Source organism: Actinoplanes sichuanensis (assembly GCF_033097365.1).
Classification (GTDB): domain Bacteria; phylum Actinomycetota; class Actinomycetes; order Mycobacteriales; family Micromonosporaceae; genus Actinoplanes; species Actinoplanes sichuanensis.
In genome coordinates this window covers 1,925,989-1,938,689 of record NZ_AP028461.1, presented here as the reverse complement: position 1 = coordinate 1,938,689, position 12,701 = coordinate 1,925,989, and the positions used below count along the sequence as shown (strand labels likewise).

General features: G+C 68.9%; 9 protein-coding genes. 6 read left to right on the top strand and 3 right to left on the bottom strand.

Annotated elements, in window-relative coordinates:
• The first annotated feature begins 240 nt into the window (after positions 1-240).
• The gene (locus tag Q0Z83_RS08415) at positions 241-1,422 is read left to right on the top strand and encodes a right-handed parallel beta-helix repeat-containing protein (RefSeq protein ID WP_317793252.1); all 1,182 of its coding nucleotides are present in this window, start codon (positions 241-243) and stop codon (positions 1,420-1,422) included.
• 758 nt (positions 1,423-2,180) lie between these two features.
• A complete protein-coding gene (locus Q0Z83_RS08410; protein WP_317793251.1) occupies positions 2,181-4,271 on the top strand; it encodes an ATP-binding protein in 2,091 nt (696 codons plus the stop codon).
• A 186-nt stretch (positions 4,272-4,457) separates the two neighbouring features.
• Here the strand turns inward: Q0Z83_RS08410 and Q0Z83_RS08405 are convergent, their stop codons facing one another.
• The 3 genes from Q0Z83_RS08405 to Q0Z83_RS08395 are packed head-to-tail and all read right to left on the bottom strand — an operon-like array spanning position 4,458 to position 7,532.
• A complete protein-coding gene (locus Q0Z83_RS08405; protein ID WP_317793250.1) occupies positions 4,458-5,387 on the bottom strand; it encodes a WD40 repeat domain-containing protein in 930 nt (309 codons plus the stop codon).
• A 10-nt stretch (positions 5,388-5,397) separates the two neighbouring features.
• Complete coding sequence (locus Q0Z83_RS08400; RefSeq protein WP_317793249.1) at positions 5,398-6,366, bottom strand: acetylxylan esterase; 969 nt, start codon at positions 6,364-6,366, stop codon at positions 5,398-5,400.
• 8 nt (positions 6,367-6,374) lie between these two features.
• A complete protein-coding gene (locus Q0Z83_RS08395; RefSeq protein WP_317793248.1) occupies positions 6,375-7,532 on the bottom strand; it encodes a LacI family DNA-binding transcriptional regulator in 1,158 nt (385 codons plus the stop codon).
• Between the two features lie 202 nt (positions 7,533-7,734).
• Between Q0Z83_RS08395 and Q0Z83_RS08390 the strand changes: the two genes are divergently transcribed.
• The 4 genes from Q0Z83_RS08390 to Q0Z83_RS08375 are packed head-to-tail and all read left to right on the top strand — an operon-like array spanning position 7,735 to position 12,700.
• Positions 7,735-8,706 carry an ABC transporter permease gene (locus Q0Z83_RS08390; protein ID WP_317793247.1) on the top strand — a complete coding sequence of 324 codons (972 nt, stop codon included), beginning with the start codon at positions 7,735-7,737 and terminating at the stop codon, positions 8,704-8,706.
• Positions 8,700-9,572: a carbohydrate ABC transporter permease gene (locus Q0Z83_RS08385; RefSeq protein WP_317793246.1), complete on the top strand. Its 873-nt coding sequence runs from the start codon at positions 8,700-8,702 to the stop codon at positions 9,570-9,572. The genes Q0Z83_RS08390 and Q0Z83_RS08385 overlap by 7 nt, the downstream gene beginning before the upstream one ends.
• A gap of 12 nt (positions 9,573-9,584) precedes the next feature.
• Positions 9,585-11,225, top strand: coding sequence for an ABC transporter substrate-binding protein (locus Q0Z83_RS08380; RefSeq protein WP_317793245.1), 1,641 nt, complete (start codon positions 9,585-9,587; stop codon positions 11,223-11,225).
• Complete coding sequence (locus Q0Z83_RS08375; protein ID WP_317793244.1) at positions 11,222-12,700, top strand: GH39 family glycosyl hydrolase; 1,479 nt, start codon at positions 11,222-11,224, stop codon at positions 12,698-12,700. The genes Q0Z83_RS08380 and Q0Z83_RS08375 overlap by 4 nt, the downstream gene beginning before the upstream one ends.
• The last annotated feature ends 1 nt before the right edge of the window (position 12,701 follow it).

Genomic DNA, 12,701 nt, shown 5'->3' with positions numbered 1-12,701 from the left:
CCTCGCCGCGGGTCGCGTGCGATAAAAGCGGGAATGGGCTGCGTAATCTCCGCGAAACCTTGGGCCGACAGTAAAATCGGCCATCCGAGGGCGTCAATGCTTTCGCGTTTGCAGGATTGTTGCAGTGCACCCATCGTGAACCATGACCGATTGACTTGTTCCGATGGGTGTCGTACGGTCCGGGCGGGAAAGCGCATTCCCCCTTGTCGCGCCTCCCCCGTCCCCACCAGGAGAATCCCCATGAAATTGCGGAATGTGCTGACCGCGACGATCACCGGAGTGGTCCTGTCCGCTGTATTCCAGGTGCCCGCATCGGCCGCCACCACGCTCTATGTGGCACCCGGCGGCAACGACGGCAACGCCGGCACCCAGGCGGCGCCACTCGCCACGATCCAGAAAGCGGTCAGCCTGATCACGGCCGGCGGCACCATCGCGGTGCGCGGCGGCACGTACGCGCTCGGCTCCAACATCCAGATCACCAAGAGCGGCACGTCGTCGGCACCGATCACCCTCACCGCGTACGGCACCGAGAAGGTGATCATCGACGGTGAGGCGCTCGGTTACACACCCGGCGCGGTCGGCTCGACCATCCCGGCCGCCCAGCGCGGGGCGATCCACATGGAGGCCTCCTACTGGAGGCTGATCGGCCTGGAGATCATCAACGGGCCGTACGGGATCTACTGCGCCAACTGCAACAACAACACCTTCGAACGGCTCGTGACCAGGGACAACTACGAGACCGGCTTCCAGCTGCAGAACAGCTCGGCGAACAACCTGATCGTCAACCTCGACTCGTACGGCAACCGCGACCCGCGCAAGAACGGCGAGAGCGCCGACGGTCTCGGGATCAAGGAGGGCAGCGGCACCGGCAACGTGGTCCGCGGCGCCCGCCTGTGGAACAACGTCGACGACGGTTTCGACGCGTGGAGCTTCAGCTCGCCGATCACGATCCAGAACAGCCTCGCCTACGGCAACGGCTACAACAGGTGGAGCATCCCCAACTTCTCCGGCGACGGCAACGGCTTCAAACTGGGCGGCAGCAGCGGCACCGGACCGGCCGCGGCGCACGCGGTCGGCAACACGTTCGCCTGGAGCAACGCGGCGCACGGGTTCACCGACAACGGCAACACCGGCGCCATCACGATCACCCGCAGCACCGCGTGGAAGAACACCAAGACCGGTTTCGACGTCGACGGCGGCTCGACCTCGAAACTCACCGCCAACCTCGCGGTCGGCAACACCACGGCGGTCGCGCTGGGCTCGTCCACCGCATCCGGCAACTCCTGGAACATCGGCGGTACCTGGACCCTGACCAGCACCGACGCCTCAACGATCACCGGCGCCCGCGCCGCCGACGGCTCGATCCGCTCCTCCAGCTTCCTGGTCCCGTCCAACAACCCGTCGGTCGGCGCCAAGATCTGACCCCGGCAGCGGTACGCCCACCGCCCGACCGGGCCATCCCCAGCAGTCCCCCACGGTGAGCGACGGCTCGCGGTCCACCCACACCGCGAGTCGTCGCCGACGTCCTCGGCACCCGGCCGTCCTGGTTGCCCGCTCCTACCGCCGGCCGTCCTCACGTGCCGGTTGCCCACTCCAACCGCCGGGCGGCGTCGCGGACCGTGTCGGCGAGGGAGGCCGTCACGTTCGGCACTCGACGGGGAGGCACGTCGCTCCGGGGCTCAGCGACACAGGGTGGCTGCTTCCCGGCTGCATCGGCGGTCGGAAAGCGGGCCGGCGGCACAGCACAGCTGCTTCAGAGGTCGGAAAAGCGGGCCAGCGGCACAGCACAGCTGCTTCAGAGGTCGGAAAAGCGGGCCGGCGGCACTGCACGGCTGCTAAAACGGTCGGGAAGCGGGCCGGCGGCACTGCACAGCTGCTAAAACGGCCGGGAAGCAGCCCTCCTGTGCCGCCGAGCGATCGTTTCCGGCGGGAAGGGTCCACGTCGTGCCGCCGGGCGACCGATCTGCGGCGGGACGGGGCCATGCTGGGCGCTGGCGCTCGGCGGTGCGGGGCTGGAGCGTGATCGCCCTCGTTGCGGGGCGTGGCCTCCGGGGCTCTTCGTGATCGGCGGTGCGGGCCGACAGCCTTTTGCGCGACCGGAGGGCTCGATGGCCGTACCGCCGAATGCTTTTGGTTCTGGGTCGTCTGCCGAAAGGCAGGGAGTGACGGGAAACGGCGAGGTGGGGATCGGTCTCGCGCCGGCGCCTCGGCTCGGGGTGCGTGCGGAGGCGCTGCGCTCGGCCGCCTTCGCCGTCCTGTACCTGGTCGCCGCCTATGTCGGGCGGCTGACCGTTATGGATCACACCAACCTGAGCCTCATCTGGCCGGCCGCCGGGGTGGCCGCCGTGTGGTTCGTGGCGCAGCGCCGGTCGCGGCTGTTCGCCCTGGACGTGGCCCTGCTCGCCGCGGTGACCATGGCGATCAACACGGCCACCGGCGCCTCGGCCGGGCTCGCCGGATTCTTCGTGCTCGCCAATCTGGCCCAGGCCGCGGTGTTCGCCTGGCTGTTCGGGCGCTGGCTGCCGCAGCTGTGGGGCGGTGGCGGCGCCGAGGCGATCTCCCGGCTGCCGCACCTGTGGCGACTGCTGTCGATCTCCGCGATCAGCACCGCCGTCGGTGCGCTGATCGGTCCGACCGGTCTGTGGCTGATCACCGGAAACTACTCGGTGGCGGCGACCGCGGTGTGGCTGACCCGCAACACCGCGAGCATGCTGCTGATCGGCGCGGCCGGGCTGCGGATCGGCTTCCTGTTGCACCGCTACTGGACCGGCAACCCGGGCCGCCGCCGGGCCGCCCTGTGCGAGGCCTGGCAGCGGACGTCCTGGTCACACCGCGCCGAATACGTCGCCCTGCTGGTCGTGTCGGTCACCGCCTACTCGGTGGCGTTCGGGTTCCGGCACGGCCTGCCGCTGGCGTTCCCGCTGCTGGTCGTCACCGTCTGGGCCGGTCTGCGGCTGCACACGACGTTCGTGATCGTGCACGACCTGCTGTTCGGCAGCCTCGCGGTGATCTTCACCCTGCACGGCGACGGCCCGTTCGCCTCGATCCCGTCACATCCGGCCCGCGCCCTGGTGGTGCAGCTGTTCGTCGGTGTGGTGGCGGTCGTCGGGCTGGCCGTGGCCCTCGGGCGCGACGAGCGTACCCACCTGGTCGACGATCTGCGGACCGCCCGGCGGGAGGCCACCGACCAGGCCGAGATGCTGCGCACCGTGGTCGACTCGATGACCGAGGGCTTGGCCGTGATCGACGCCGAGGGCCGTTTCCTGCTCCGCAACCCGGCCGCCCGCGATCTGCTCGGTGGGGTCACCAGCGGTTCCGACCGGATGCGGGAGAGTGCCTTCTACGGCCTCTACCGCACCGACGGCACTCTCGTCCCGGACGGCGAGTTTCCGTACCAGCGGGCGCTGGCCACCGGCGAACCCCATGCCATGGACATCGTGGTGCGAAACCCGTCCGTCCCGCAGAGCCGGACACTCGCGGTCCACGCCACCCTGATGCCCAACAAGATCAATGGCATCCGGTACGCCGTGACGGTCTTCTCCGATGTCACCGCCGAGCGGCGCCGACGTGACGAGCTGACCGCCTTCGCCGGTGTGGTGGCCCACGACCTGAACAACCCGCTGACCACCGTCGAAGGCTGGTCCGAGGAACTGATCGACGTCCCCGGGGCCGGTCCGGCCGTGACCCGGATCCGCCGGGCCTCGGCCCGGATGCGCAACCTGATCAACGACCTGCTGAACTACACCACCGCCCGGGACGGCCGCCTGGAACTCACCGATGTCGACCTGAGCCCGCTGATCACCGACATCGCCGCCGCCCGGGTCGACCAGGCGGAGTCGACGGGCGCCCCCGTCCCGCGGATCACGCTGGGTTCGCTGCCGGTGGTCCGGGCCGACGAGGCGCTGATGCGCCAGCTCTTCGAGAACGTGATCGGCAACGCGATCAAGTACACCGCTCCGGGTGTGGTCCCGCGGCTGACGGTCTACGCGACGGCCGACGGCGACGACATCCGGGTGTGCGTGGCCGACAACGGAATCGGCATCCCGGCCGGCCAGCACGCGGCGGTCTTCGAGAACTTCCACCGGGCCCACCGCACCTCCGACTACGCGGGCACCGGTCTGGGCCTGGCCATCTGCAAACGGATTACCGAACGACACGGCGGCACCATCACGGCCGCCGACAACCCGTCGGGCGCCGGAACCGTCGTCACCATCACGATCCCGCTGGCCACCCAGCCGTCCCGCCCGCGCCCGGCCCCGCTCACCGCCTGAGCCGACGGCATCCGGCCCGCCCACGCCCGGCCCGGCTCGCCGCCTGAGCCGACGGCACCCGACCCACCCGCGCCCGGCCCCGCTCACCGCCTGAGCCGACGGCACCCGGCCCGCCCACGCCCGGCCCCGCTCACCGCCTGAGCGACGGCATCCGTCCCGCCCGAGGCCGTGGCCGCTCGGCCCCGCTCAGCGCGGCAACGGATGCAGCCGGATCCCGTCGTCGCATCCGGCCGCGATGGTCGGGACGCCGTCGAGGTCGAGCAGGACGGCGCCGTAGCCCTCGGCGACGTCGGCCAGTGCGACGCCGGTGACGGCATCCCACTGACGAATGATGCCGTCACTCGTGACGAGGATCCGGGGCCGGCCATCGGCGTTGATCATCAGCAGATTACGGCCGAGGCCGGAGAGCCCGAGCCCGTCGATCACGGCGCCGACCGGTTCGCCGGTCTCGGCGTCCCAACGCCGCAACTCGCCGTCGCCGTCGAGGGACGCCAGCAGGAGATCGCCGCCGGGCAGGAGCAGGCCGCCCAGTTCGTGGACGAAGGCGTCGTGACCGAGCAGCGGTGGCCCGCACGTCGCACCGGTCACCGCGTCCCAGCGCTGGATGCCCTCCGCCCAGCCGGCCGTGACGACCATGTCCGTGCCGCCGGACCGGGTCAGGGCCGCGACCGTGACGAGATGGTCGTCATGGCGGCCGAGGGGCGGAAGCATCGTGCCGGTGGTCGCGTCCCACCGGTGGACCGGTGCCGGCGGGAAGAATCCGGCGGCGTACAGCACCTCACCACCCCGGCCCACGGCGAGACGACAGTGGGTGTCGTCCACCGTGGGCCAGCGACACGGGTCGCCGGAGACGGCGTCGAACCACTCCACGCCGTCGTCGGTCGCGACCGCGAGCACCGGCTCACGTCCCGGACGCCGGCATACCGCGATGTCGTTGGCGCCCCGCACCTGGTGCAACGTGGTGGCCGGCTCGCCACTGACCGGGTCCCACACCTGGACCGAGGCATCGGCGCAGACCACCAGCAACCGCAGCCGGCCGTCGGCCCGACGAAAGGCGACCATCTGGTCCACACTGTGCCGAGTCTTCAGCGCCGCACCCGGCCCGTTGATCACCATGGCGGGCAGCCTAGTGGCGCGGGGCGAGCCAGCGCAGCTGACGGCGTACGTGGACCGCGTCGCCGTGTTCGTGGCCGTTGTACGGATAGGTGTGCATGATCTTGTCGGCCGGGGCGTAGCTGTTGTAGGCGGCGAAACCGGTGCTCGGCGGGCAGACCGTGTCCCGCAGGCCGATGCCGAAGTGGGCGGGGGCCGTGGCCCGGCGGGCGAAGTGGACCGCGTCCATGTAGGACAGCGTGTTCCACACCTCGGGCTCGGCGTCCCGATGGACGGACAGGTAGGTGGCTATCTCGCCATAGGGAGCGAGGTCGGTCAGGTCGACGGCCCGACGGATGTGGCACAGGAACGGCGCCGAGACCAGGACCGCCGCCAGATCGGGGAGCAGACCGGCCACCGCCAGGGCCAGACCACCGCCTTGACTGTTTCCGATCACCGCGATGCGGGCCGGGTCGGCGCCGGGCAGTTCGCGCAGCGCCAGCACGGCACGGACCGCGTCGGTGATCAGCCGACGGTAGTAGTAGTCGTGCGGGGACCGGATCCCGCGGGTGACCACACCGGGGCCGCCCATCGCCGTTCCGGATACGGGGTCCGGGGTGTCGCCGCCGCAGCCGTAGAGGTCGCCCTGCCCCCGGTTGTCCATCAGCAGGTGGGCGTAGCCCGCCGCGGGCCAGGTCAGGCGTTCGTGCGGCAGCCCGCGGCCGCGGCCGTAGCCGGCGAACTCGACGACCGCCGGTAGCGCGTCGGAGCGGGCGGCCGGGCGGGTGTACCAGGCGCGGACCGGCTGGCCGTCGAAGCCGCCGAACGTCACGTCCCAGCAGTCGAAGAGGGCCAGCTCGTTGGGCTCCGGGCGGACGTCGAGGACGACCGGTCCGGCCGCCGCGTCGAGGGTCTTCGCCCAGAAGGCGTCGAAATCATCGGGTTCCACCAGGTCGGGAACATACCGCTCCAACCGGTCGAGCGGCAGATCAAAAGCGGCCATGGCGATCCTCAAGCGAAGGGCGACGGCGACGGCGACGGCGAGACGGACGGTGCGGGTGCGGGCGAGACCGCGGGCGAGGGCGAGACCGACGGCGCGGGAGCGGGCAGGGGCCCGGCCGACGGCGCGGGAGCGGGCAGGGGCCCGGCCGACGGCGACGCGGGTGGTCCGGTGGTCTCGCGGACGATCAGCTCGGTGACCAGGTCGATCCGGGTGGTCGGGACGTCTATTCCGCGAGCCAGGTCGAGCAGCATCCGGGCCGCGGTTCCGGCCATGTCGGCGACGTGCTGGTCGACCGTGGTCAGCGGGGTCGCCGCCCACGCCGAGATCGGGACGTTGTCGTACCCGACGATCGAGACGTCGGCCGGAACCGCCAGGCCCAGCCGCCGGGCCGCCCGGATCATGCCCATCGCCTGGGTGTCCGAGCCGGCGAAGACCGCGGTCGGCCGGTCGGCGGAGCCGAGCAGTTGCATCCCGTGCTCGTATCCGGCCTGCCCGGTGAACGCCCCGTACCGCACGAACGCCGGGTCGACGGGCAGACCGGCCTCGTCGTGGGCGGACCGGAAGCCGGCGACCCGGGCCCGGCTGCAGAGCACGTCGGCCGGGCCGGAGACCACGGCGATCCGGCGATGGCCGAGTTCGATCAGGTGGCGGGTGGCGAGCAGGCCGCCGTTGAAGTTGTTCGAACCGACGGTCGGGACCGATGCCGCGGTGGCGCTGTCGGTGTCCAGGACGACGAACGGGATCCGCTGTCGGGCCAGCAACCGCCGCTGCGACTCGGTCGGATGGCAGAGCACCAGCAGCACTCCGAGCGGACTGCGGTGCAGCACGTCGTCGGCCCAGTGCCGGGGCGGTCGGTGTCGGCCGCCGAGCTGGGAGATCACCAGCTCGACCCGGGCCGGCGAGGTGACCTCCTCGACACCGCGGATGACCTCCATGGCCCAGGCCGTGTCGAACTCGTGGAAGACCAGGTCGACGTGCCCGGTGACGGCGGGCGGGCGGCGGCTGCGCCGGCGGTAGCCGTGCCGCTGGAGGCTGGCCTCGACGAGCTCCCGGGTGCGGGCGGCCACATCGGAGCGTCCGTTGAGCACCTTCGAGACCGTCGTCACCGACACCCCGACGTCACTCGCGATGAGGGCGATGGTCGCGGACCCGTCAGACTTCGTCATCGAAAATCACGCACCACCATCGGTAGTTGCGAATGAGGTTTCGCTCGAACCTGCACGCACCCTAACCCTGAAAGATCGATGTAGTCCACTGTTGATCGCCATCCGATGAGCGTTCCCAGCAGGCTTGACATCGATTCGTAACGGACTTAGGTTCGCCGCCATACATCCCGGTCCTTCGATGAAAGTTTCGGAAGGCTGGCTCATGCTGACAGCCCAGGCAAGCCCACCCCAGTCCACTGAAGACCCACCCGACACCCCACTGCGGCCGCGTCGCCGGTCCTGGGCGCAGGCTCTGCGCCGGGATTGGCAGTTGTACTCGCTGGCCGTACTCCCGCTGCTGTTCTTCTTGATCTTTCGTTATCTGCCGATGCTCGGGAACGTGATCGCGTTCCGGCGGTACGAGCCCGGCGGCGATCTGCTCGGCGAGTATTGGGTGGGGCTCCGGTATTTCCGGATGTTCCTCGCCGATCCGACGTTCTGGCAGGTCTTCACCAACACGGCGGTTATCGGCACTCTCACGCTGCTGTTCTGTTTCCCGCTGCCGATCATCCTGGCCCTGCTTCTGAACGAGGTCCGGACCCGCTGGCTGAAGGGTTTCGTGCAGACCGTCTCCTACCTGCCGCACTTCCTGTCGATCGTGGTGGTGGCCGGCCTGATCCTGCAGACCGTCTCGATCGACGGTGTGATCAATCAGGGTCTGCGCGCGTTCGGGCAGGATCCGGTCGCGTTCATCCAGGAACCGGGCTGGTTCCGGACCCTCTACGTGTCGTCGGAGGTGTGGCAGACCGTCGGCTGGGGCACGATCCTCTACCTGGCCGCGCTGACCACGATCGACAGCGACCTGTACGACCAGGCCCGGGTCGACGGCGCGAACCGCTGGCGGCAGACCTGGCACGTGACCCTGCCGGGCATCCGGCCGACCATGATCACGCTACTGATCCTGAACATCGGCACGTTCCTGGCGGTCGGGTTCGAGAAGATCCTGCTGCTCTACAACCCGCTGACCTACGTGACCGCGGATGTCGTCTCCACGTACCTCTACCGCGTCGGCATCGTGTCGGGAAGTTTCAGTTACGCCGCCGCGATCGGACTGTTCGAGTCGCTGATCGGGCTGGCGCTGGTGCTCGGCGCCAACTCGCTGTCGCGTCGCGTGGCAGGGACGAGCCTGTGGTAGGCGTGACCCGGGGCTACCGGGTGTTCCAGCTGGTCAACGGTTTCGTGCTGACGCTCGTGGTGCTGGTGACCCTGTTCCCGTTCGTCAACATCGTGGCCCGCTCGTTCAGCGGCGAGCAGGAGATCCGGTCCGGCCAGGTGAGCATCTGGCCGAAAGGCTTCAACCTCACGACGTACGAACGCGTCATGTCCGACGCCATGTTCTGGACCAACTACCGCAACACCGTGTTCTACACCGTGGTGGCCACCGCCATCGCGCTGGTCCTGACCACCTGTTACGCGTACGTGCTGTCGAAGCGGAACCTGAAGGGCCGGGGCCTGCTGGTCGGGATCGCGGTGTTCACGATGTTCTTCAACGGCGGCCTCATCCCCAACTACGTGCTGGTCAGCTCACTGGGCCTGCGCAACACCCTGTGGGCGATCGTGCTGCCGAACGCGATCAGCGTCTTCAACCTGCTCGTGATGAAGGCGTTCTTCGAGAGCCTGCCGGTCGAACTGGAGGAGGCGGCCGCGGTCGACGGCACCGGCACGTACGGCACGCTGCTGCGGATCGTGCTGCCGCTGTCCAAGGCGGTGCTCGCCACCATGCTGCTGTTCTACGCGGTGAGCTTCTGGAACTCCTGGTTCGCCGGGTTCCTCTACATGGACCGGCAGGAGCTGTTCCCGGTCACCGTCTACCTGCGCAACCTGATCGCCGGCGCGACCTCGGGCACCGACAACACCGCCACCAGCGAGGCCGCACTGCAGATCGCCGCGAGCATCCAGGCCGTCACGATCGTCCTGATCATGCTGCCGATCATGCTCGTCTACCCCTTCATCCAGCGATATTTCGTCTCCGGCGTCATGCTCGGCGCCGTCAAAGGCTAGGAGTCCTCCCCCATGATCCAGCTGACCAGACGTCATCTCCTGACCGCCGCGGGTGCCGCTGCCGTGGCCGGGCTCGCCGGTTGCAGCGACGACGGCGGCGACACGTCGACCGACGACAAGCGGGCCGGCGCGATGGACGGTTTCAAGGTCGGTGACCAGTTCAAGGCCACCGAGCCGGTCACCTTTCCGATCATGATGCTGAGCAACCCGGCCTACCCGTACAAGGCGGACTGGCCGTTCTTCAAGGAGCTGACCGCCCGCACCAATGTGACGCTGGAGGCGACGGCCGTACCGGGCAGTGACTACAACCAGAAACGCAGCGTGGTGGTGAGCGCCGGGGACGCGCCGTTCATCATCCCGAAGACCTACCACCCGGACGAGGAGGCGTTCATCGCCGGTGGGGCGATCCTGCCGGTCAGTGACTACGTCGACCTGATGCCGCACTTCAAGGACAAGGTCGCCCGCTGGAACCTGCAGGGCAACCTGGACGGGTTCAAGGCCGAGGACGGCAAGTACTACCTGCTCCCCGGCCTGCACGAGAACGTCTGGCAGGACTACTCGCTGGCGGTGCGCACCGACATCATGACCAAGCTGGGCCTGACCGCGCCGCAGACCTGGGACGACCTGACCGGCGTGCTGCGCGAGATGAAGAAGGCCTACCCCGACCAGTACCCGCTGTCCGACCGCTGGAGCACTCCCCCACAGCCGGGGGCCAACAACCTCTTCAATCTCATCGGCCGGGCGTACGGCACGAAAGCCGCCTGGGGCTGGAATCCGATGTACTGGGACGCCACCGCGACCAGGTTCGTCTTCACCGGGGCGATGGACCAGTACCGGCAGATGCTCGAATACGTGCACACGCTGGTCAAGGAGGGCCTGCTCGACCCGGAGAGCTTCACCCAGACCGACGACGTCGCCCGGCAGAAGTTCGCCACCGGCAAGTCGTTCGTGATCAGCGCGAACGCGCAGACCGTGGTGAACGAGGCCCGCAAGGACATCGCCAAGCTGCCCGGCGCCACGGTGGCCAAGATGATCCTGCCGATCGGCCCGGCCGGTGCCACCCTGCCCGGCGAGACCCGCCTCGAGAACGGCATCATGATCTCCAAGAAGGCCCTGGAGTCGAAGAACTTCGTGGCCATGATGCAGTTCATCGACTGGCTCTGGTATTCCGACGCCGGCCTGATGTTCAGCAAGTGGGGCATCGAGGGCCAGACCTATTCCGGCAAGGTCGACGACGGCACGTTCAAACTGGACCCGGGCATCAAGTGGGCCGGCCTCAACCCGGGTGCCGCCAAGGATCTGCAGGTCGACTTCGGGTTCTTCAACGGGGTCTTCGCGTACGGCGGCAGCACCGCCATGCTCAACTCGCAGTTCTCCGACGAGGAGAAGGCGTTCCAGACCGAGATGAACAAACGGCAGATCCTGCCGCCGCCGCCGCCCGCGCCGCTGACCATCGAGGAACGCGAGCAGGTCACCCTCTGGGACTCCGGCCTCAAGGACCACGTCTTCCAGAACACGCTGAAGTTCGCGCTCGGGCAGCGGCCGCTGTCGGAATGGGACGCCTACGTCAAAGAGCTGGAGGGCAAGAACTCCGCCAAGTACGTCGACATCGTGAACAAGGCGTACGAGCGCTACAAGAAGGCGCACGGGTGAGCCGGTTGCCGGCCGCCTGGCGCGCGTGTGTCGGGACCGGCCGGATGGAACTCGCCCTGCGCCGCGACTATCAGGATTCGCTCGCTCTCGTCCAGCGGGAGATCGGGTTCCGGCACATGCGCGGGCACGGCCTGTTCAGCGACGGAATGGGCATCCACCGGCCGTTCACGCACCTCGGCCACGAGCACGTGCGGCACTCGTTCACCTATCTGGACCAGGTCGTCGACGCGTACCTGGAACTGGGCGTCAGGCCGTTCCTGGAGCTCGGTTTCATGCCGGACGGGCTCGCGTCGGGTGATCAGACGGTGTTCTGGTGGAAAGGCAACATCACGCCGCCGCGCTCCTGGTCGGCGTGGGCCGATCTGGTCCGGGACACGGTCACCCACCTGGTCGACCGATACGGCCTGGCCGAGGTCAGGCAATGGCCGATCGAGGTGTGGAACGAGCCGAATCTGACCCAGTTCTGGCTCGGCGCGGACGCCGACGCCTATCACCGGCTGTACGAGATCAGCGCCATGACGATCAAGGACGTGGACGCGGAGCTGCAGGTCGGCGGCCCGGCCATCTCGCCCGGCTCGGACAAGTGGCTGGAGACGTTCGCCGAATTCGTGGTCGCCCGGGACGTTCCGGTCGATTTCGTGAGCCGGCACGCGTACACCTCGGGTCCGGCTCAGCACGTGCCGTTCGGAACGCATCAGACGCTGGCCCCGGCCTCGCGACTGCTCGACCAGTTCGCGCTCCCACGTCAACAGTTGGCCGGCACCCGGCTGGCCGGACTGCCGGTGCACATCACCGAATTCAACTCGTCCTATCGTCCGGACAACCCGATCCACGACACGGCCTTTCACGCCGCCTATCTGGCGCCGGTGGTCGCCTCCGGCGGCGACCACGCCGACTCGTTCTCCTATTGGACGTTCAGCGACATGTTCGAGGAGGAGGGCATTCCGGTCGCGCTGTTCCACGGCGGGTTCGGCCTGCTCACCCATCGGCAGGTCAAAAAGCCGACCTTCCATCTGTACGCGTTCATGGCGCGCATGGCCGACGAGATCCTGTCCCGCGGCCCGCATCATCTGATGACCTCCGATTCCACCGGCCGGGTGACGGTTCTCGCGTGGGCGCCGGTCGACCACGAGGATCTGCGGAATTCACCGTCCTCGCATTCCCTGCGGCTGTCGGCGCCGATGACCGGATCGTCGGCCTTCCTGATGCGCTCGTCGGTCGACGAGGAACGCGGCAACGCGTGGACGGCGTGGCGGGCGATGGGTCGCCCGGCCTCACCCACCTCCGGGCAGCTCGACGCACTGCGGGAGGCCGCCGAACCGGTCCGCGGCCACCGCGCGCTGCCCGTCGTCAACGGCCGTGTCACGCTCGACCTGACGCTGGCCCGGCACGAGGTGACCCTGCTGGAGATCACGCCGGTGTGCGACCAGACGCCGTCGTGGTGGGACGACGGCCGCCTGCTGGGGGCGTCGTGAC

What these genes read in the sequence shown, in the direction of transcription:
- Q0Z83_RS08415 (WP_317793252.1), top strand. Translation starts at nt 241, where the DNA reads ATGAAATTGCGGAATGTGCTGACCGCGACGATCACCGGAGTGGTCCTG.
- Q0Z83_RS08405 (WP_317793250.1), bottom strand. Translation starts at nt 5,387, where the DNA reads ATGGTGATCAACGGGCCGGGTGCGGCGCTGAAGACTCGGCACAGTGTG.
- Q0Z83_RS08400 (WP_317793249.1), bottom strand. Translation starts at nt 6,366, where the DNA reads ATGGCCGCTTTTGATCTGCCGCTCGACCGGTTGGAGCGGTATGTTCCC.
- Q0Z83_RS08395 (WP_317793248.1), bottom strand. Translation starts at nt 7,532, where the DNA reads ATGACGAAGTCTGACGGGTCCGCGACCATCGCCCTCATCGCGAGTGAC.
- Q0Z83_RS08390 (WP_317793247.1), top strand. Translation starts at nt 7,735, where the DNA reads ATGCTGACAGCCCAGGCAAGCCCACCCCAGTCCACTGAAGACCCACCC.
- Q0Z83_RS08380 (WP_317793245.1), top strand. Translation starts at nt 9,585, where the DNA reads ATGATCCAGCTGACCAGACGTCATCTCCTGACCGCCGCGGGTGCCGCT.